Genomic DNA, 21,910 nt, shown 5'->3' with positions numbered 1-21,910 from the left:
TGGAGAGTGAAGCGGCAGCGCTGGCTAAGTTTGATATTGTTGCTGCTGGTCTGGCTGGGGACAGGCTCAGCGTTAAGTCAGGGGGCAGAGGTGGCCCTGGTGGTGGAAAGCCCACTGGAGGGAGCAAGGGTAACCACTGGTCAGATTGATGTCAGGGGCTATCTCAGAGGCAGTACAGAGCTGACAGTTAACGGCAATACCGTTAGTGTAGGCAGTGACGGTTCCTGGATCACCCAGATCCAGTTGACTCCGGGTGCCAACCGGATCGAGCTGGTGGCACGAATATCAGGTCAGACGCTCAAAAAGTATCTCAACCTGTTTTACGCCGATGGCTTGCCGGTGATTACCATCAACCAGCCGGCAGATCAGGGGCTGGTGCGCGCCTCATCTCTCAACTTGACGGGAGAAGTGGCGGAAGGAGTGCTGGCAGCGGTATATCTCAATGGCAGCCAGCAGTCGGTGACCACCGGAGTAAATACCTTCAATCTGACTCTGTCCGGCTTGAAACCGGGCGCAAATAACATTAAGGTTTCAGCAGTGGACTCCGAAGGGGATAGCCGGGAAAAAAACCTGACCGTCTGGTATGATGACAGTCCGGCACTGGAGGTAACTGAACCCGGTCCGGGACAACAAATTAATGGTAACACTGTGGTGGTCAAGGGGAAGGCCTGGAATGTGGACAAGCTGCTAATCAATGACCAGCAGGTATCTGTCAGTGGTAACAGTTTCAGCTACACCCTGGTGGTCAATGATAAGACCGATAAAATCACTCTGGTGGGCAGCAAAGGCAACCGGTCGGTTACAGTTGAGATTCAGGTCAAATATGCAGGCAAGCCGGAGCTGGTTATTGACAGTCCTGGTTCGGGCAGCAAGGTCTATAGCAATGTTATCAGTATCAGTGGGCATCTGCTCGGCCTGGCTGATTATAGCGGACTGGAGGCTGTGGTCAACAAAAATAAATATTCTTTCAATACCAGGGGGTACTTTACTGCAGACAATATCCTGTTGAAGCCTGGCAAAAATACTGTTAAAGTTGAAGTAAAGACGGCAAATTTAACTTTAAGCAAGAGTATTGATATTTACTATATTGAACAACCGCAAACAGGGGCCAGTATCCGCCTGCAGCCTGCTATCAGCGGCGGTAACTTCAAACTCTGGGGCGGAATGGTTCAATTGACGGTACCGCCCGGGGTATTCAGCGGCAATGAATACCTGCGGGTCAGGAGCGAAAATCCCCGGGACTATACTATTTCCGGAGGTGGTCGGGTTTTTGCCGGACCGGTGCTGAGTATCGAAGGACTGGGGGAACAGGGGGTAACTCTGACGGTTAAAACCGCGCCAGGTCTCAGTTCGGAGCAGGGTCGGCGCCTGGACCTCTATCGCTATAATGGCGATGGGAACTGGGAGCCGCTGGCGGGAGTGGCAGACAGCCGCAAAGGAACAGTAACTGCCTGGCTGCCGGGGAATGGAGTTTATGCGGTGCTGGCCGATGTCAGGGTTTATGCCGACGTAGAGGGCCACTGGGCCCAGGAGGATATCGAAGCCCTGCTGGCTCGTGGTATCATGTCACCGGACAGCAGTACCTCTTTTCGTCCTGACCGGGCCTTGACCCGGGCCGAGCTGGCAGTAATTCTGGCTAAGGCGCTGGGACTGCAGCCCTTGAACAATAATTATCTTTACTTTACCGATTTGTCGACCGGTGATGCCCGTTACCCGTATATTCAGGCGGTAATCAGGGCTGGTTACATGAAAGGTACAGGCAATGGGCGTTTTAACCCTTATGGTACGGTAACCAGGGCGGAGTTTATGACCATCCTCAGCCGGGCCGGTAACTGGGCTGCTGCCAGGGATGGTGGGACCAGCCCCGGGTTCAGGGATTGGGCCCAGGTGCCCTGGTGGGCTAAAAATGCCATAACTGTAGCTCTGCAAAAGGGCTATATCAATGGGGTGAAACCGGGAGTGTTAGCACCCCGGGCGGCTATTACCAAGGCCCAGGCTGCCAGGTTGCTGGTCAAGATGATGACGGAACTGAAGCGGATTTAAGCGGGGGAGGGGTTGGTTTGATCAGAGGATTATATACAGCAGCGTCCGGGATGGTGGCCCAGCAAAAACGCATGGACACCATCGCCAATAACATGGCCAATGTCAATACAGCCGGTTTCAAGCGAGATGAGACTGTCGTTGAAGCTTTTCCCCAGTTGCTGCTGAGCCGGCTCAATGACCCGGGAATTCCGGGGGCGGATAAAGGGGATGTACGGCCGCTGGTAGGTGGGCTGGGCACAGGTGCCCGTTTGCAGGCAGTGCTGCCTATCTTTACCCAGGGACCCTTGCGCCAGACGGAGGCACCGCTGGATGTGGCTATTGCCGGGAATGGCTTTTTCGTGGTTCAGACTCCTGCCGGAGAGGCCTACACCCGCAATGGCGCTTTCCAGCTGGATGAACAGGGGTACCTGGTCACCTCTGCCGGTTACCGGGTGCTGGGGCAGGGGGGACTGATTCGGGTTCAGCCCGGCAGCAAGGTGGTTATTGATGAACAGGGACAGGTAACAGCCAATGGTCAGCCGGTAGGAAAGCTGCGGGTGGTGACTTTTGCCAATCCCCAGGCCCTGCAGAAACTGGGGGACTCCCTCTTCCAGGGGACAGGAGCAACCCCGCTGGCGGAACCGGTGCTGCGTCCCGGTTTTCTGGAACAGTCCAATGTCAATCCGGTACTGGAAATGGTGAATATGCTGACGGCTATGCGGACCTATGAAGCCGGGCAAAAAACCATTCAGGCGGAAGACCAGCTTCTGGAGAAAGCTGTTAATGAAGTAGGCAGGGTATAAGGAGGGAGTCGGAATGATACGGACTTTATGGACAGCGGCCAGCGGTATGACGGCCCAGCAGGCCAATATTGACAATATCGCCAACAACCTGGCAAACGTCAATACTACCGGTTACAAAAAGACTTCAGTGGAGTTTCAGGATCTGCTTTATGCCAATCTGCGGGAAAACGGCCGGGTGCTGGCTGATGGGACCACTTCCCCGATCAATTTCCAGCTGGGTTTGGGGGTAAGGGTGGCCGGGATCAGGACAGAGTTCAGCAAGGGCAATCTGCAGGCTACTAATAATCCCTTTGACCTGGCACTAACCGATGACACCTTTTTTGAAATCCGTCTGCCCAACGGCCAGGTCGCCTATACCAGGGATGGCTCCTTCAAAATTAATAGTGAAGGGCGGATTGTAACAGTAGATGGCTATCAGCTGTCCTTGCAGAACAAGACGGCCGATGAGGTGCTGATCAGCGATCCGGAAGCGGTATCCATTGCGGAAAATGGCAGTATTGTCATGCCCAGGAAAACTGCAGTATCAGCAGATATTTATATTCTTAAGGATGCCAAGACTCTGGTGGATAATGGCACTGGATTTTTCACCGGCGACTTTGAACAATGGCAACCATCAGACAGTCAGCCCAATCCGCCCAAAGACCGCTATTTCAAGGTAGAAATGCCCGATGGCAGTGAAGCCTATGTGCGGGCCGGCAGTTTCAAGGTGGACAGTGAAGGCAATATTGTCACCTCCCTGCAGGTTGCTGATGGCAATGGGGGGTTTAAACCCGCCAGGCTGGTCAGTTCCTCCCTGCCGGAAGTGGACAAGGGGGTAGTTCAGGTGGATGTAGGGGATGATGGCAAATTCGTTCTGACCCAGGAAGTGGGCCTGATTCGCCGGGTGCGGTTTACCAACCCGCAGGGTTTGGAGAAGAGGGGCCAGAACCTGTATTTCCCCACCGCTGCCTCTGGTCCGGCGGAAACCGTGTCTGAAGACCAGGCAGGGGTGATGAGTGGTTTTATTGAGACTTCCAATGTCCAGGTGGCTGAGGAAATGGTGAAAATGATTATGGCCCAGCGGGCTTATGAGCTGAATTCCAAGGCGATCCAGACCGCTGATGATATGATGCAGGTCGCCAACCAGCTCAAACGTTAAGGAGGGATAGCCGGTGACAGTTAATGGTATCGGTGGGCCCTCCCCGCTGAAACTGGCCCGGGAAGCGGTCAAGAGTACCGTTCCGGGTGAAGGGCAGGAGTTTGCCCGGGTGCTGGAACAGGCGGCCAAAAGCGCTGATGATAAGAAGCTGAAAGGGGCCTGCCAGCAGATGGAGGCTCTCTTTTTACACCAGCTCCTGCAGAGGATGCGGGCTACTGTTCCCAAAGGAGGACTGTTCCCGGAAGATAATGGAGAGGAGATCTTTCGGGATATGCTGGATGGGGAACTGGCGATGCAGATGAGCAAGGCCGGTGGGATTGGTCTGGCAGAAATGTTGTATCAACAGTTGAAACCGCAAAAATAGCTATTCTGCGGGAATAAAAACTGTTCCAGCTGGTTAACCTGTGTTCTGGTGATTTAAATGCAGATTAGCAGAAGAATCTGGATAGGGATGGTGCTGGTCGTTATTCTGAACATTTCTGGTGCTGCAACCGGCTGGAGCAGTGAACAATCTATCAATGAACCAGTAGCTATTTTCTGGCATAATGGCCGAGAACTAAAAGCTCTTACTATTCTGGTCATGAGAGCTGATGGCAGCAAAGCGGTGATCGGAACCGTCCCTGTCTTCGCCTATTATGCCAGTCACCGCGGAGGGCCGGGCAGCCGGGGGCTACCGCAAACGGTGGGAGAGATGTTTGCTGCTCAAGGCCGGACGGCGGTACTAACAGCGGTAAGTACCTATCTGGGCCTACCGCTCAGCAAGTATGTAGCGATTGAGCAGAAAGCTTTTGCCAGCATGTCTGAACTGGTTGGACCCACCACCATCAATGGAAAAGAGATTACCATGGCAACGGCCTTTGAGCAAACCCGGCTGGGGATTAGACATGATGATCAGCAAGTGGTGAGAGCTTTTAGTGCCAAGCTCCGTCAACCGGAGGAATGGTGGAAACTGCCCCGGCTGGCCTATTTACTGATCGGGGCTGTAGATACCAATCTGACCATGCAGGAGCTCTGGCAATATTATTCCCTCTACCGGCAAATCGGACCGGAACGAACTTACAAGGAAGCCGTTCAGGGTAAGGATTTCTATATTGATGGTGTAAAATACCGGGCCATTTCTCCCCGGGAATGGCAGGAATTCTTCCCCCGCCTGTTGAAATAACAGGGAAAGGGGGTTTTTGTTTTGCGGAAAAACAGGATTCTAGCACTCTCTTTTCTACTGATCATGGCTGGATTGGGATTAAGCAAGAGCGGCTGGGCCAGGCCCGGGGATGCGGCTGACCCACTGGTAACCAAAAGCTATGTAATGAAGGTGATTTCAGAAAACTTCAATCCTATGGCGCAGACTCTGGCGTCTGTAGATAGCAAACTGGATGATTTATTACAGCGTACTGTCAGTGCCCAAAAACAACTGGTGCCCTTCAGCGATGTTTATCAGGCGGAGTACAGCCCGGCTATTGCCCGGATATACCATCTTGGTCTGATCAAAGGTTATCCGGATGGTACTTTCAGGCCCAATGGACCGATTAGCAGGAGTGAAATGGCTACCCTGCTGGTAAGGGCGAAAAAATTAGCATTAACTACCCGGAAAATCTATTTTAAAGATGTGTATTCCGGCTACTGGGCTTATCAGTATATCGCCACTGCTAAACTATCCGGACTGGTTACCGGTTATCCTGACAATACCTTCAGGCCAACCCGGCAGGTGACTAGAGGGGAAGCGGCTGCGCTCATCTATCGGGCCTATGCCAAATCACTGATAGCAGTGCAATCGGCGCCTAAATACAGCGATATGACCAAACACTGGGCCCGGCCTTATGTGGATTATCTGACTAAAGCAGGGGTGATTCCGGTGGAAGCGGGCGGCAAATTCAATCCCGATGCCCCGGCCACCCGTTTATGGGTGGTGGAGGCCCTGGCAAAACTACAGTAGAGAGGAGCAAAGCCCAATGAAAAAGAGAATGGCCCTGATAATTGCCCTGGCAATACTCGGAACAAATACGGCTGTAGCCTGGGCCCGGCCGGGGGATGCCAGTGACCCGCTGGTAACCAGGAGCTATGTTGACAAACAGGTGGCTGAAGGGCTAACGCCTCTGGCTGACCAGATGGACGCACTGCAACAGAATCTGGACCAGTTGCTGGTAAGAAGCACAGCCTTACAGCAACAGCTGGCCGAACTGTTGCTGAACTTCAAAGATATAGCTGCCATACCGGAAAAAGTGGCCATAATCAAGGCAGTCAAGCTGGGCTGGATGCAGGGCAATGCCGATCGCACCTTTAGGCCCAAAGCTGCCCTGACCCGCAGGGATCTGGCCCTGTTTCTGGTCAGGGCCAAAGGAGTGCCCCTCAGTAACACAAAGGCAAAATACAAAGATGTGAAGGCCAGCGATCCGCTGGCCAGGGTGATGGTAACCGCAGCAGAGAAAAAGCTGCTCCCGGCCCGCAGTCGCACCTATTATGGTGCCAACCAGGGTGTCACCAGAGCCGAGCTGGCCTATTACCTGGCCCGCAATTTTCCGGAACTGATGCCCAGGGCGGGTACCAAAATGCCGTATGTAAAGGATAGCAACCGTCACTGGGCTAAAACTTCGATCCAGAAGGTAGTGGTTAGTGAGCTGATGCCCCTGGACAAGCAGGGGAAGTTTTATCCCAACCGGCTGCTGACCAGGGCGGAAGCGGCGGCGATCATGGCAAAAGTGGCAGCCAAGAAAAATTTATAAAAAATTTTCCTCCGACCCCCAAAAAAAGACCCCTGCCTGACGTATTTATATAACGTCAGGACAGGGGTTCAGTTTTATGGTTGATGTAGCAGAAATTTAAATTAAAGCCATTGACTGGACTGCCGTTGCTGGCTATAATGGAAAATGTAGCCTAATGGCTACAGGGGGACTGAAAAGATTAAATAAAAAAAGAAGTGTAAAGGGGGATATGAAAAGAATGAGAATCAAGAAGTCTATGGCTACTTTTGTGGCCGCCACCATGCTGTTCGGTTCCACCGGCATGGCATTCGCTTCCGTGGATGACAGCATCAATCGTCTGAATGGCGTAGGTCTGGTTAAGGGTTATGCTGATGGCAGCTTCAAACCGGAACAGAACATCACCCGGGCTGAATATGCCGCTATTGCCGTACGGGCCCTGGGGCTGGAAGCGGCTGCTCAGTATGCAAAAGGACCTACCAAGTTCAAGGATGTACCTGCCAATCACTGGGCCTCTGGTTATATTAATGTAGCAGTTGACCAGGGGATCATTACCGGTTATCCCGATGGTAAATTCAGACCTGATGCGAATGTAACTGCTGCTGAAGCCATTGCCATGATGGTACGGGTGCTGGGTTATGAGCCTGTTCTGACTGGAACCTGGCCGACCAAGTATATCTCCAAGGCATCAGCTCTCGGCTTGTTGGACAATGTTTCCATTGACAACTTCAATGCTCCTGCTAAACGGGGAGATGTATTCGTTATCGCTGATGATGCATTGGATGTAAAACCGCTGGAACAAAAAGGTTATGGTGACACCAAGACTTACGAAGAATCCACCAAAACCCTGCTGGAACTGAAACTGAAAGTAACCGAGAAAAAAGACATGGCTGTGGGTGCTTCTGTAGTTCACGATGGTGTTGCTGCAGACCAAATCAGCGTCAATGGTTCTGTCTATGACCTTGTAGGTACAGTAAATCCTTTTGACTTCTATGGTCTGAAAACAAAAGTCTGGTTTAACAAGGATAATGATGTAATTGCTGTTAAGGCTGATGAGGAAGAAATCTTTACTGATAAGATTAAGAGTTTTAGTGGTAATAAAGTTGTATTCTATGGTAAGGGTGAAAAAGAACTTGCTTCTTCTGTAACCCTCTACAACAACTTTGCTGCAGGAACACCGGCAGTACTTGGTTCCAATGTTAATAATGGTGATGTAGTAAAAGTTGTACTGGATGATAAAGGCAAGATTATTAAGTTTATTAAGTTTGCTTATCCCAACACTGACTACGTAAAAGAAATTGATGCTGCTAACAAGAAAATTACTTTCAAGCGGTCTGGTAGCTCCATTTCCTTAAAGGATAAGGATGAAGACTATATCCAGATCTTCAAGAACGGTAAAAAGGCAACTCTAGCTGACATCAAGGTTGGCGATGTAGTATCTTATTATTATAATGGTGACAAATATTTGATCGCAGCTACAGATGCTGTTGTAAGCGGTAAGCTGACCTCTGTTGCTGATGCAGCAGGCAACAATGTAAAACTGGTTGTTGGCGATAAAACTGTATATACTAATGGAACCGCTGAATATACAACGAATAACGGCGATTCCTTCAGCGTAGCTACAACTGCTAACTTGAACGATGACCTGGTTGGCCAGAATGTTACTGTGAAACTGGGTCTGAATGGTGAGGCAGCCTATGTTATCAGTGACAAGGAAGCTACCAGCAAGACATTTGATGTTCTGGTCAGAAATATTACCAAAGAAACTACTTATAGTGGAAACACCAATTCCACCAAGACCTATATCAAGGTAACCAAGTTTGATGGTACCATGCTGGTATATGAAGTTGATAACGATGACTACAGCACTGTTGGCGATATGGCTAATGGATATGTAGGTCTGAGTACTGTTATTACTAGTCCCGATACTGCTGAAATCAATCCTAAAGACTTGGTCAAAATTACTTTAAATGACTCAGGTAAAGTATCAAAGGTTGTTGCTATAGATAGTAACACGATAAAAACACCAACTAATATAGATAAAGATACAAATGTACTTTATGTAAATGGTACACCTTACATTATTACCAGTGACACCAAGGTTATCAAGTCCAAGAAATTGGGTGGTGGCTCTTCTACAGCTTATCTTGATGAAACTGAATATGTAACGTGGGATAATGCTGAAGATTATGTAGCACAAAATCTAACTAATACTAAAATAGTTATTGATGGTTCCAAAGTTAAATATGTCTTCTTGGATTCTACTACCGCCGTTGCTTCCGACTATAAGTGGGGTGTTGTTGTAGGCAGTAAGTTCGGTATCGGTGGCGGAGACTATGCGGTTAAAATCAACATCGATGGTACCGAAAAGCAATACACACTGGATGTAGCAAGTTTTACCTATTCTAACCAGCCTATTATTTTCAAACTGAATGCAGATGGAACTAAATTGAATTTTGCAAATGGACTAGTTGAAATGGGTGGTTTGGAAACAGTAGAGAAAGTTGAAACCGTAGGCGACAAGGTAATTATCACCATGACTAATGGGAACCAGCGGATTGGCATTGCCTCCAAGGTTAAATACTTTGATAAATCTGGAGGTAAGAACATTACTCCGATTACTGGAGTCTCCAGCGGAGATAATGTACGGGTCTATGAATTCCTGGACAAAGATGGAAAATATCAGTCACCGACGGATGGCATGATTGACTTTGTAGTGAAAGAATAACAACAAGGGGCTAAGCCCCTTGTTTTTTTGTGCGCCCGGCATGGGCGTTGTCTATAGGGTGAAAGTCCCGAACGGCGAAGGTAGCAGTAGCCGTAGCTTAAGACAAGGGTCACCATCCTGATGAAGGGCCGAACACGAAGTGAGGGCTTGGCTTGGTACGTTCGAGAGAGACTCAAAGACAGCAGAAAAACCCATATGGGGCCTGCCATGGGGAGGAAGTGGTGAATCCACAGGGGACCCATGGAGGGCCGAGTGTAACTCCGGCACAACCCGGGAACACATCCCGCGAAAGTGATGGTAACGGTCAGAAGGAGAAGGTTGTGGCCAGACAGAACATGCTGGCAACTCTAAGACGGGTAGAGGTGATCAAAGGTGCTCCAGGAATTGACCAGGTCACGATAAAAGACCTCAGGGACTATGTACGGGAGCACTGGGACAGAATTAGGGAAGAACTTCTCACGGGACCCTATAAACCGCTTCAGTTACGGGTTCAGACCCGGACGCAGGGGACATGATGCGGTCAGACAGGCAAGGAAGTACGCAGAGGAAGGATACACCTGGGTGGTAGACATGGAACTGGAGAAATTCTTCGACCGGGTAAACTATGACATCTTGATGGCCCGTGTTGTCCGCAAAGTCAAAGGCAAGCGGGTACTAAAACTTATCCGCCGCTATCTTCAGGCCGGAGTAATGGTCAACGGGGTAGTAATGGACACCGATGAAGGTACTCCACAAGGAGCTTTGGCCAAAAGCCACGCTAGTGAGCGTTAAGGAAAAGACGAGGCTAGACCTCTGATAACGTGTCGAAAGCGTAGGGACGTCATCAAAACCAGGGGGTAGTAGTTAACTTGGGATAAGGCTGGAAGAAATCTGTTTACTGACCAGATGATGACCGGCATGAAGTTGGCGTGAAATTAGTACAGGCTTCTGTGAGGAACGTGGGAACCTGCACTTCGATGCCAAGAGAAAACTCCAAGCGGAGGACCAGTAAGGACGAAAGTATCGACGCGAAACGCAGGGGCGGAACAATCCGCAGTAGTGATGAAGCTCCCGTAATGGGTGTGAAGCGAAGGGATTGTATTATCCGGTTTTGAACAGCGGTCAACCGCAAGGGAGGAACCAATGAGCAAAACAAAGCCTTATGAAATCTCCAAGTTAATGGTACTGGAGGCATTCCAGAGAGTAAAAGCTAACAAGGGCGCTGCTGGAATTGATGATGAAAGTTTGGAAGCTTTTGAGGCAGATTTGAAGAACAACCTCTATAAGATTTGGAACAGAATGTCTTCCGGCAGCTATTTCCCTCCACCGGTTAAAGCAGTGAAAATTCCGAAGAAAAGTGGGGTACTCGCATACTTGGCGTGCCCACACAGTGGCCGATCGGATGGCGCAGATGGTGGCGATAATCTACTTCGAGCCATAAGTTGAACCCTACTTTGGTGCGGCCTCCTATGGATACCAACCGGGGAAATCGGCCGCTGATGCCCTAGCTGTCACCGGCAGCGGTGCTGGAGGTACGACTGGGTACTGGATTTTGACATCAGGGGGCTGTTTGACAATATCGACCACGAATTGCTGATGAAGGCAGTCCGCAGGCACACCGACAATCCGTGGGTCGTCCTCTACATTCAGAGATGGCTCAAGGCACCGTTTCAAATGCCTGATGGCACGGTCAAAATTGCAGAAGGGAACCTAAATTTGTTTATCCACCGGCAAATGGGGATTCTTTCTGGGGCGGATAATGGGAGTCGGATGAGCTGAGAGGGTCACGTCCGGTTCTGAGAGGGCCTGGGTATAAGACTCCCCAGGGCTACTTACTGTAACTTCTATGTTCAAAGCAAGCGAACCGGAGAACGGGTTTTTGGGAATGCCAAATCGTTCCTGGAGAAGAAGTTGATAACTTCTCGAAGCAAGGCCGAGAGGGTTTCGAACCGCATCAAGAGCATTAAAGCCTGCCTTGGAGGCTGGATAGGATACTATGCGCTGGCGGAAACGCCGAGCGTATTCCAGGAAATCGAGGGATGGCTAAGGCGAAGGCTACGGATGTGTGTCTGGAAACAATGGAAGCGTGTCCGAACCCTATACCGTGAACTGCGGGCCCTGGGCCTACCGGAGCGAGTTTTACATATAATGGCTAATGCCCGTAAAGGCTACTGGCGTATGTTTCGACAATTAAATAACGCCCTGAACAATGCCTACTGGCAAAGTCAGGGCCTAAAGAGTTTAACTGAACGTTATCATCGCATTCGTCAAGCTTGGTGAACCGCCGTATACCGAACGGTACGTACGGTGGTGTGAGAAGACGGGGATAATCACCCCCTCCTACTCGATTACAGAAAAATGCAATTAATAGGATAAAATGGTTTTTCAAAAAGGATTTTTTAGTTTTATGTCGAATGTATTAAGTATTATGCAAGATTATATTTTATGGAAGTGATTAGATGGCAATATTGATAATTCCGGTTTCATATTTATTAGCCTTCTACCTGAGATTTAGCGGTGCTTACGAACAGGCTAACCTTGAATCTTTGCTTACCAGCTTACCCTGGCTTACTTTGTGGGGTTTTTTGCTCCTTTATATCTATGATTTCCTTCCTTATCGACGTTTAGATCGGGAAGAGCGCTTGGCCTCAATTATCCTGGTAGTCGCTCTGCAGTTGTTAGGTGGCATGGCCTTGTCTTTTTTTCTGCGTTCCTTTGCTTTTCCACGTACAGTCTTCCTATTAGCTTCTATCTTTCAGCTATTGGGATTGTGGTTAAGTAGCCACTATCGTGATCAGCAGCTAAAGTCCAATTTTAATGACATTATTTGCCTGCCGTCTCATTTGACTCCAACTGAACAAGCTATTATGATCCTGTCCGCTTGGCAGGAAGGGAAAAATGTTGAACTAATTCCAACTTTAGAGCAGCTTCTGGTTCTGGGTGGAAAACTGGAGCGCTCCGGGACAGAATTAAGAATCATCCTGCGACCTCAGGTCAGGATGCAGGGCTTAAAACGTTTACTGGATTTAATTATATCTTTGCCCCTATTGCTTCTTTTGTTGCCCTTATTTATTATCATCTCCATTTTGGTTAAAATTGATTCTCCAGGGCCGATTCTTTACCGTCAGCAACGAGTTACGATTGGCGGGAAAATATTCTGGCTATATAAATTTCGCACTATGCAAGTTGATGCTGAAGCTGTTACTGGGCCAGTTCTAGCAACAAAAAATGACCCTCGAATTACCAGAATAGGTAAGTTGTTGCGACGAACAAGGCTGGACGAATTGCCGCAGTTATGGAATGTATTCAAAGGTGAAATGAGTTTGGTAGGTCCCCGTCCGGAAAGACCTGAATTTGTTACAATTTATCAGCAAAAAATTCCTGGGTATGAATTGCGTCATCTGATGCGAGCTGGTTTAACGGGACTGGCTCAAGTCAGCGCAGGATATGATTTACCAGTAGAGGAAAAGTTAAAATATGATTTGGCTTATATAAATAGCTGGTCAATCTGGGAAGATATAAAAATACTGTTTAGGACTTTACGAACAATATTTTTGTTGAACAGAGCTCACTGAAAAGTAGGAGGAAAGCAGTTTGGTAAAAATCATGCATATATCTGAAGCTATAGCTTTTGGAGGTGCTGAGAGGGTTATTTGCAGTTATGTTACGGCTTTAGCTAAAGATAAGAATTTAGACATTATTTTAGTTGTTCCTGATAAGTATTATAATGATTTTTTTAGAAATATATGTTCAAATGAAGTTAAACTAATCCCGTATAATAAAAATTTTTTTTCAAAGCTAAGTTTTAATAGATTTAAATTAATAAAGAATCTAATTGTAAAATATAAACCAGATATAATTCATACGCATGACCCGAGAATGCTTATTGCTGTGTCCCTAATGAAAAAATTTTTTACTATAAAGCATTTTCATACTCAACATTCCAAAGAAGTTTGGAGAAAAAGTTATTTGATTGAGAAATTGTTTAATCTTAACGCAGATCATTATATAGCAGTTTCTTCGGAAGTAAAGAATTTCTTAATAAATAAACGTGGAGTAGATACAAATAATATATCAATTATTTTTAATATAAATATTCACAATAAACAAAGTGAATATAAAAAAAGCATCGGTAAAAATCAAATTATTAAGTTGATAGCGGTTGGTCGTATAGAGAAAGAAAAAGGATTTGATTTATTACTTAAGGCTTTAGCCAAAATCAAGGAAAAAATTTCTGATAGAAATTTTGAATTGTTTGTTGTTGGTTCAGGATCAATGTTACCGTATTTGAAACAACTGACTGTTCAATTTGGCTTAGTAGAAAAAGTGAATTTTATAGGTTGGAGAAATGATGTATTTGATTTATTATTGGCTTCAGATATATTTATTTTACCTTCAAGAAATGAAGGTATGCCGCTTTCATTAGTTGAAGCAATGACTGCCGGATTACCATCTGTTTGCTTTGATGTATCCGGTGTTAAAGATTTAATTAGAAATAATATTGAGGGAATAGTATGTAAACCTGAAGATATTGATGAATTAGCTGATGGAATAATTAAGTTAATTTTAGATGAGAAACTACGTTTTGGTATTGGAGAAAGAGCTAAACAGCGAATAGATGAGCTTAGCAAAAAAAATAACATGGCAGATAGACTGATAAGATGTTATTTTGGAGGATAACATGCAACGAAGAAAAAAAATTATTATTTTTTATGAGCATATAAATAGAGAATTATATGTTGCATTATCTTTAAAGAAAAAGTTAGAAGAATTTTTAAGTGTTAAAGTATATGTATTGTCTATCGTATTTGAATATTTTAAAGCATTATTTATAAAAGCTGATTTAGTAATTATGCCATGGATGTATGACCACATTGATTTCTATTATTATTGCTATATTTTTAAAATTAAAAACCCAAAAATGAAGATACTCAATTTACATCACGAGCAAATAGGTACGAAGGAAACCATAAAATTTTTGTTACCTAAAGATAAAATATCAAAACAAGTTTATCACTTAGCTTGGGGACAGGATTTTGCACAAAAACTATTAACTATTGGAGTAGAACGAGAAAAAATTTTTATTACTGGTAATCCACGAACAGATGAGTTTTTTAATTGTAATGTTGATAAAAAGAAAAAGGAATTAGCAATAAAATATGGGTTGGATTTTAAAAAGAAATGGATACTTTTTGCCGATAATTTAGCTGGTATAGCAAATCTAACTGACGATGAGGTTAATAATTTAACTAAAAGAGGAATTAATTTTTATCAGTATAGAAAAATTGCAAGAGAAACATATTCTGAAACTATAAAGTTTATAAATAACTTAGCATTAAATTTGTCTCAGGAATTTGAAATCATTTTCCGTTTTCATCCTGGGCATAATGATAACCGTAATCTGTTTAATTTAAATATTAAAATTATTAATGATTTGAGTATTTATGATTGGTTCCCATGTATTAATGTTTTTTTAACCTGGAATAGTACCAGTGTTTTTGAAGCTATTTTATGTGGAGTAGAGAATGTATTTAGATTTGAACCATTTACTATACCAGAAGAATTTAAAATTGAAAAAATGAAAAATATACCTGTAGTTACATCAGCAGAACAATTAATATTCCTTTTACAAAATAGAGCGGAATTTAATTTGGAAATAGTAAAAAAGGAATGTGAAGAAGTTTATGGGCCCGTTGATGGTATGTGTTGTAATAGGATTGTTGATATAATTAAAAAGATTATATATTCTGATGAAGAAACTTTGCACAATGAAAAGATACAAGTTAAAAGAATTTTAAGTGCAGTTAAGATAGGAATATATCAATGGCTGGCATATCTTTTCGTTTTAACAAACACTATAGATTTAATAAAATGGCCAATTCCACAATATAAATTAAAAAATGATTTTCCAAGGTGAAAAATATGACTAGAGTAGTTTTTTTGCGTTCTAATCCTGTTTTTCCTGATCCGAGAGTGGAAAAAGAAGCTCAAAGTTTATCAGAACTCGGTTATCAAGTTACTATTGTATGTTGGGATAGAATTGGTAATTTACCTATTAAAGAAAAATATGAATTTGGTGAAATTCAGCGTTTAACTATAAAAGCTCCATATGGTAAGGGTCTAAAAAATTTTGCCAATTTACTTATTTGGCAGTTTTCTTTATTTAAATGGCTTATTAGAAATAACAATAAATATGATATTATACATGCTTGTGATTTTGATACTGTATTACCTGCAATGTTTATAAAATTTATAAAAAATGTTAATGTAATCTATGATATTTTTGATTTTTATGCAGATATGGTTCGGAATGTACCAAACAGTATTAAAAAAATCATAAAAAGAATAGACTACTGCGTTATTAATAAAGTAGACGGTGTAATAATTGCTGATGAAAATCGCTTAGAGCAGATAAATGGTTGTAATCCTAAACGTATTGTTGTTATTTACAATAGTCCACCAGATTTTTTCAATGAGTTAAAATTAAAATACGATAAAAAAGATAAAAAATTTCGTATTGCTTATATTGGTATTTTACAAAAAGAACGAGGACTTTTAGAAATGATTGATGTAGTAAAGAAAAATCCTAATTGGCATCTAGATATTGCAGGTTTTGGAGGAGATGAACAATTAATTTTAAAAGAAATATTGGATGCAAATAATATTATTTTTCATGGTCGATTGGATTATTTAAAAGCACTAGAATTAAGTTCGCAAGCAGATGTATTATTTGCAACCTATGATCCAGATGTGATAAATCATAGATACTCGAGTCCTAATAAATTATTTGAAGCAATGATGTTAGGAAAACCTATAATTGTTTGTGAAGGAACTGGGATGGATAAATTGGTTGTAAAGCATAAAATGGGATTAATTGTAAAATATGGTAATAAACATGTTTTGGAAAAAGCTTTAAATGATTTGTATAACAACCGAGAATTATATAACCAATTAAGTTATAATTCCAGAAAGACTTATGAAAACTATTTTAGTTGGCAAAAAAATAAAATAAAACTACAGAAATTTTATAAAGATATTATAAATAATTGAACTGAAGGAGTGAATACACACCATTCTCCGAGAATTAATTTGGAGGGAATGTAAGTGAAAATTTTAATGCAAAACAGACCAGACCCTTTTATTATTAAAGGTGGAGAAACGGTTCAAATGCTTCAGACCAAAAAAGCCCTTGAAAGGTTAGGGCATATTGTAGATATTTCTACAGAATTAGAACCCAATCTGGAAAGTTATGATGTAGTTCATCTTTTTAACTTAACTATGGTAGGTTATACCTATATACAAGCTTTAAATGCAAAAAAATGGAGAAAACCTGTAGTTTTATCAACCATATATTTTAATTTGGATGAGTTTGAATCCAAAGGAAGAGTAGGCTTACTTAAATTAATAAATAATATATTCGATTTGGACACAAGAGAGAGATTAAAAGCCATAGCTCGGTCAGTTTTACAACCAAGATCAGCTAAAGTCTACTTAAGGCAAGCTTTTACTGGGTATATAAAACAACAACGCGAACTTTTAAAAATGGTTGATGTAATTTTGCCTAACTCTAAACTAGAACAAGAATGTATATATAAGGATTTTGCGCCTTTAAAACCATATTGCCATGTTGTACCTAATGCAGCTGAAAATATTTATTCTACGGGATCAGCGGAACGGTTTTATGAAAAATATGGAATAAAAAATTTTGTTTTATGTGTTGCTAGAATAGATAATAGAAAAAATCAATTAGCTTTAATCGAGGCCTTAAAAGATACGGGATTAACTGTAGTATTTGTTGGCGGTGTGAGTCCAAAACACCGTAAGTATTTTAATGTTTTTATTGATAAAATCAGGAACAATAAAAATTTTATTTATTTTGATGAGATGCCAGCTGAGGAATTAGCCGATTTATATAAAGCTGCTGAAGTGCATGTTTTGCCAAGTTGGGTAGAGACTCCGGGTCTTTCAAGTTTAGAAGCTGCGCTGGCAGGCTGTAAAATAGTCTCTACTAATAGAGGATCAGCTCCGGAATATTTTCAAGAGTATGCCTGGTATTGTGATCCGACAGATATAGTTTCTATACGCAAAAGTGTTTTGGCAGCATATGCTGCGGAGAGATCTTTAACATTAGCACAATATATCAAGGAGAAGTTTAACTGGGACAGGGCTGCAGAAGAAACAATTAAAGGATACATGGCCGCATTAAAAATAAATAAATTTTAAGGGGTATTTACTGATGTTATTATATAGTTTATTAATGATAGCACTGTTTTTATTACCAATAGTCAAATGGGAACCGGCGCCTTTTGACATTTTAATGGGAGTTTCTTTTTTACTTTACGGCAACCAGTGGAAAGGAATTTTTGTAAAAAGAGAGATACAAATGTTTAGCTTTTTTTTGTTAATGGGTGTGATTGCAGATCCCCAGCACTTATCAATAACAGTGCCATATTTTTTAAAAACTGCTTATATTTTTTTCACTGGAATACTGCTTTATTCTGTCTTTATTAACAAAGAAGACATGTTAGTTAAAATTATATCTTTAGGTGCTTTTTTTTGGGGTGTAGTTGTATTTGTTGCTTATTTGAGCGGGTGGACTTTGGTACAATATGATACTTGGCGCTTACAGGGATTTTTCAAAGATCCTAATGTTTTTGCTGCCTTTTACGTGTTTATTTTTTATATTAGCTGGGTTAGGCAAAATATTATTTTACTTTCATTAAGCCTGTTTCTGATTTTGGCTGCTATGTCGAGAGGGGCATGGCTTAGTCTTGCGATTGGCAGTATAATTTTAATTAGCTATTCCTGGCGAAAGGAACGGACTTGGTGTATACGTGCTTTATTTCATTCGGCTTTAGCTACTGTTTTTTCTTTAATATATTTTCTTTTTTCTGATCGATTTAGCTTTTTCCTGGGTAGAAATAGATTACAGCCATATGATGTAGAACGATTTGCTAACCAAAAGGCTGGTGTTGAAGGGATACTGGGGTCCAATCCAATCGTTAACGACTCATTTATTAATAAACTTTTAGGATATGGTCATGGTACATATGAAGTATATCATCAAATGTCGGCCCATAGTTTGTATGTTCGTATGTTATTTGAAAATGGCTTGGTCAGTTTGATTGTATTATGTATAGTTTTTATTATTTTACTTAAAATGAGCTGGCAAAAAGTTGATCATTGGACAGGACGTTTATCATTGGTATCTTTAACCGGATTTTTAATAAACAGTTTTTTCATCGATACAATTCACTGGCGACATTTTTCAGTTATATTAGCATTGTTACTAAGCATCTATTATCAAAATAAGAAACATAAATTGGATAGAAAAACAGTTGGAGATAATGGTAAAGTAATTGGTAAGGAGTATTAGTAGCTATGCAAATCTGGCATCTTATTACTCTGGCTGAATTTGGTGGTGCCCAAAAACTGGTTTATACATTGGCGCGTAATCAAGCCACACAGGGGCATCAGGTTACCGTAGTTTCTTCAATCAGGGGCGAACTGTGGGACTGGATTGAGAATTACAAGGGGATAAACACTATTAAAATTCCGAGCCTTGTCCGGGAAATCTCTCCTTTGAAAGATCTGATGACTCTAAGTCAGTTATATCAGCTGTTTTGCCGCCATCGTCCGGAAGTAGTACATTGCCATTCTTCCAAAGCAGGGATACTGGGCCGGCTGGCAGCCAGATTGGCCGGGGTACCGGTCAAAGTGTTTACTGTACATGGTTGGAGTTTTTATGCTCCGGAAAACCAATTACTACGCAAGTTTTATGTTTGGTTGGAGAAATTAGCAGCTCGCTGGGGTGATGCTTTGATTTTTGTTTCTGAGGCCGACAGTCGTGCTGCCAGTGCGGAAGGAATTGCTTCCAAGATAAATCTTACCATCCATAATGGGCTACCGCTAAGAACAAAACAAGATAAAAGGCAATCACGCCGTCTGCTCAACTTGCCTGAACATAGGTTGATCATTGGCACTGTTGGCCGACTAAGTACTGTTAAAAACCCTTTGTATGTTCTGGAAGTACTGGCCGTTCTTGCTGCTGATACGGATTTTTTGTTTATCTGGGTTGGTGACGGGCCAATGGCTGAAGCGGCCCTTCGCAAGGCAGAAGAACTAGGGATTGGCGAACATTGCCGTTTTGTCGGTTATCATGAGGACCCTGCTCCCTGGCTGGCGGCCATGGATATTTTTGTTTTGTTTTCTCGCTTTGAGGGCTTACCCCTTGTTATCATCGAAGCCATGCAGCAGGGAGTACCGGTAGTGGCTCATGATGTAGGGGGCATTGGTGAAATGATTAGCAACGGAATCAATGGCTTCCTGGTCCAACCGGGCGATCAAGCGGCAGCTGTAACCAGGTTAAGGGAAATCAGCGAGTCCCCCGCCTTGGCGACAGAATTGGGTCGTCAGGGGCGGGAACTGGCTCTGGCTAAATTCTCTCAAGAAATCATGCTGGAAAAATATATGGCTGTTTATAAAGATTTACTGGCTGGGAAGGAGAGAGAAAATTGACCGGGGGACTGCAAGCGGCATTCATATTAATTTTTATTAGTATCATTTCCTTCTTGACATTTAATCGGGGCGGCTTTTTTGCATTCGAAGCGATGCCGGCAGCAGCTGCCATTTTAGTAATGTTTTTGGTTGTCTGGTTTCTGGTTAAGTCTATCAGCGAACGGGGAATGGCCATTTTGGGAGCAACAGCTCTATGGCTGGCAGTTTGGATCTTGTCCTTGAGCAGGGCAGCGCATATAGGATTAGCTTTTGAGGAACTGTTGCGTAATGCCATGTATATTGGTTCATTTTTATTGATTTACTTGGGGAACAGGGAGGAAAAATTCCGGTTATTAGCTGTAGTTTTATTGTTGGTTATCGGTGTATGTGAGGCTTTATCCGGTTTGGGTACTGCATACGGAACCTTTGATTTCGCCTCTGCTTATAATGCGGAATTGCGGCGAGTGATGGGAACTATGCAGTACCCGAATGCCCTGGCAGCATATTTAAGTATGTTGTTTATCCTCGGTCTATATCTTTATTCAGCGCTAAGCCAGCGCTGGCTGAAAGCCGTTACAGCCGCTGCTAATTATCTGCTTTTTACCGGTATCTTATCTGCTCAGTCCCGTGGGGCAATTTTAGCCTTGTTACTTATACTGGCACCAGCGCTGGCTTTTTGGCCACGCAATTCCCGTCGACAAGTACTATTTCATTCTCTATTTACGGTAGGCGTGGCCTTTGCTGTTGCCAAATGGACTGTCAATTTTTCCGGTGCTGTCAGCAGCGGGCAACAGTGGTTGGGTCTTGGTGCAGGTGTTGCTATAACAATTCTGTTGGTTTTTCTTAAATTTTCTCTGAACTGGCAAGAGCAAGGGGAAAAATATAGCAGAATTCTGGTCTTTACTGGCACGGTTACCGTATTGCTGATCGGAGCCTATTTTCTCCTCCGTTCAGGAGGCCTGTTGGAACGGTTAACCAATATTAATTTTCAGGATCAAAACGTCCAGGAACGCCTGGTTTTCTATCAGGATGGATTGAAAATGCTGAAAGACTATCCCCTCACCGGTGCCGGTGGGGGCGGATGGCGGACCCTGTTTGAAAAGTACCAGAGTTACCGCTATGTTTCCCGGGAAACCCACAGTTATCCGCTGAAAGTTCTCGTGGAGACAGGTATTATTGGCTTCAGTGCCTATTTGTTAGTATTTGGCGGTTTCTTTGCTCTTTTGTTCAGGCAATGGTGGCGGGCTAAAGCTTTACCACCTCTAGCCTGGGCCGGAATGTGGGCTGTGTTGCTGGTTACCTTGCACAGCTTTATCGACTTTACCCTTTCCCTCTCAGCTATTACTGTTACTATGTGGATAATCATGGCCTTGACCTTGGCAGAGCTGGAAGAAAAGGAACCCCTTCAGCCCAAGAGCCAGGGGTTATCCTGGGCCGGGGTAGCCATTACTTTGGTTTTAATAATATTTGCGGCGAAAATCAGCCTGGGAGAAAGATATTATCGCACTGCCCAACAAGCGTTTCAGGCTCAAGATTTATCAGCGGCAGCTGCAAAAATTCAGCAGGCTATAGCTTATAACAGCTGGAAAGCGGAGTATTATCGGGAGCAATTTGTCATCTTGCTGGCATTGGCCCAGCAGCAAAACAATCCCTCGTATTTTGCTGAAGCAGTCAAATCTGTCCGGAAGGCGGTAGAACTGGATCCTTATTCTGCTAATAATGTACTTAATTACGGCAAAGCCTTGTTGCTGGAAGGTCAGATCGAACAGGGGCTTAGTGAACTGGAAAAGCTGACAACCCTTGCCCCCTACGATATTCGCACCTGGGAAGTTCTGACCGAAGCCTACCATAATGTAGCCCAGTACTACCAGCAACAGGGCGAAACAGCGAAGGCAGAAGCTTATCGGGCCAAAATGCAGGAAGTTCCCCGGCGGATGGAAAAGGTCTGGCAGCAAGTACCGGAAAAATACAAGCGAATGTGGATAGCCTGGCCCAAACTTGAGGTAACAGATTATATGAAAAAACTGTTGGTAAATTAGGGAAAACT

General features: G+C 43.7%; 20 protein-coding genes. All 20 read left to right on the top strand.

Annotated features, from left to right (window positions below; translation table 11 throughout):
* Nucleotides 1-6 precede the first annotated feature (6 nt).
* On the top strand, nt 7-2,043 hold the full coding sequence (locus tag B5D20_RS05410) for an S-layer homology domain-containing protein (RefSeq protein ID WP_078665210.1): 2,037 nt from the start codon (nt 7-9) through the stop codon (nt 2,041-2,043).
* A gap of 17 nt (nt 2,044-2,060) precedes the next feature.
* Complete coding sequence (flgF, locus tag B5D20_RS05405) at nt 2,061-2,825, top strand: flagellar basal-body rod protein FlgF (RefSeq protein ID WP_078665209.1); 765 nt, start codon at nt 2,061-2,063, stop codon at nt 2,823-2,825.
* 13 nt (nt 2,826-2,838) lie between these two features.
* A complete protein-coding gene (locus B5D20_RS05400) occupies nt 2,839-3,963 on the top strand; it encodes a flagellar hook-basal body protein (RefSeq protein ID WP_078665208.1) in 1,125 nt (374 codons plus the stop codon).
* Nucleotides 3,964-3,976: 13 nt separating this feature from the next.
* On the top strand, nt 3,977-4,327 hold the full coding sequence (locus tag B5D20_RS05395) for a rod-binding protein (protein ID WP_078665207.1): 351 nt from the start codon (nt 3,977-3,979) through the stop codon (nt 4,325-4,327).
* A 57-nt stretch (nt 4,328-4,384) separates the two neighbouring features.
* Nucleotides 4,385-5,125 (top strand): LCP family protein, encoded by a 741-nt coding sequence (locus B5D20_RS05390; RefSeq protein WP_078665206.1) that lies wholly within the window; start codon nt 4,385-4,387, stop codon nt 5,123-5,125.
* 21 nt (nt 5,126-5,146) lie between these two features.
* A complete protein-coding gene (locus B5D20_RS05385) occupies nt 5,147-5,896 on the top strand; it encodes an S-layer homology domain-containing protein (RefSeq protein WP_078665205.1) in 750 nt (249 codons plus the stop codon).
* Nucleotides 5,897-5,912: 16 nt separating this feature from the next.
* Entirely contained in the window at nt 5,913-6,683 is a 771-nt protein-coding gene (locus B5D20_RS05380) for an S-layer homology domain-containing protein (protein WP_159071785.1), read from the top strand.
* Nucleotides 6,684-6,900: 217 nt separating this feature from the next.
* Entirely contained in the window at nt 6,901-9,387 is a 2,487-nt protein-coding gene (locus B5D20_RS05375) for an S-layer homology domain-containing protein (protein WP_159444460.1), read from the top strand.
* A gap of 152 nt (nt 9,388-9,539) precedes the next feature.
* Nucleotides 9,540-9,902 carry a hypothetical protein gene (locus B5D20_RS14075; protein ID WP_242952046.1) on the top strand — a complete coding sequence of 121 codons (363 nt, stop codon included), beginning with the start codon at nt 9,540-9,542 and terminating at the stop codon, nt 9,900-9,902.
* A 46-nt stretch (nt 9,903-9,948) separates the two neighbouring features.
* Nucleotides 9,949-10,158 carry a hypothetical protein gene (locus B5D20_RS14350; RefSeq protein WP_477021181.1) on the top strand — a complete coding sequence of 70 codons (210 nt, stop codon included), beginning with the start codon at nt 9,949-9,951 and terminating at the stop codon, nt 10,156-10,158.
* A gap of 351 nt (nt 10,159-10,509) precedes the next feature.
* Nucleotides 10,510-10,812, top strand: coding sequence for a hypothetical protein (locus B5D20_RS14345; protein ID WP_348980838.1), 303 nt, complete (start codon nt 10,510-10,512; stop codon nt 10,810-10,812).
* Between the two features lie 465 nt (nt 10,813-11,277).
* On the top strand, nt 11,278-11,646 hold the full coding sequence (locus B5D20_RS14195; protein WP_159071787.1) for a group II intron maturase-specific domain-containing protein: 369 nt from the start codon (nt 11,278-11,280) through the stop codon (nt 11,644-11,646).
* Nucleotides 11,647-11,825: 179 nt separating this feature from the next.
* Complete coding sequence (locus B5D20_RS05350; RefSeq protein ID WP_078665200.1) at nt 11,826-12,941, top strand: exopolysaccharide biosynthesis polyprenyl glycosylphosphotransferase; 1,116 nt, start codon at nt 11,826-11,828, stop codon at nt 12,939-12,941.
* Between the two features lie 19 nt (nt 12,942-12,960).
* Nucleotides 12,961-14,046 carry a glycosyltransferase family 4 protein gene (locus tag B5D20_RS05345; RefSeq protein ID WP_078665199.1) on the top strand — a complete coding sequence of 362 codons (1,086 nt, stop codon included), beginning with the start codon at nt 12,961-12,963 and terminating at the stop codon, nt 14,044-14,046.
* A gap of 1 nt (nt 14,047) precedes the next feature.
* Nucleotides 14,048-15,283 (top strand): CDP-glycerol glycerophosphotransferase family protein, encoded by a 1,236-nt coding sequence (locus tag B5D20_RS05340; RefSeq protein WP_078665198.1) that lies wholly within the window; start codon nt 14,048-14,050, stop codon nt 15,281-15,283.
* Between the two features lie 5 nt (nt 15,284-15,288).
* On the top strand, nt 15,289-16,416 hold the full coding sequence (locus B5D20_RS05335; RefSeq protein WP_078665197.1) for a glycosyltransferase family 4 protein: 1,128 nt from the start codon (nt 15,289-15,291) through the stop codon (nt 16,414-16,416).
* A gap of 54 nt (nt 16,417-16,470) precedes the next feature.
* Nucleotides 16,471-17,589, top strand: coding sequence for a glycosyltransferase family 4 protein (locus B5D20_RS05330; RefSeq protein WP_078665196.1), 1,119 nt, complete (start codon nt 16,471-16,473; stop codon nt 17,587-17,589).
* Nucleotides 17,590-17,602: 13 nt separating this feature from the next.
* Nucleotides 17,603-18,742 carry an O-antigen ligase family protein gene (locus B5D20_RS05325; RefSeq protein WP_078665195.1) on the top strand — a complete coding sequence of 380 codons (1,140 nt, stop codon included), beginning with the start codon at nt 17,603-17,605 and terminating at the stop codon, nt 18,740-18,742.
* 5 nt (nt 18,743-18,747) lie between these two features.
* On the top strand, nt 18,748-19,884 hold the full coding sequence (locus B5D20_RS05320; RefSeq protein ID WP_078665194.1) for a glycosyltransferase family 4 protein: 1,137 nt from the start codon (nt 18,748-18,750) through the stop codon (nt 19,882-19,884).
* Entirely contained in the window at nt 19,881-21,902 is a 2,022-nt protein-coding gene (locus B5D20_RS05315) for an O-antigen ligase family protein (RefSeq protein ID WP_078665193.1), read from the top strand. Before B5D20_RS05320 ends, B5D20_RS05315 begins: the two co-directional genes overlap by 4 nt.
* Nucleotides 21,903-21,910: the final 8 nt, after the last annotated feature.

It is taken from the genome of Carboxydocella sporoproducens DSM 16521 (assembly GCF_900167165.1).
Lineage (GTDB): Bacteria > Bacillota.
The sequence above is the reverse complement of the archived record's forward strand: the minus strand, read 5'-3'. Positions and strand labels throughout refer to the sequence as shown.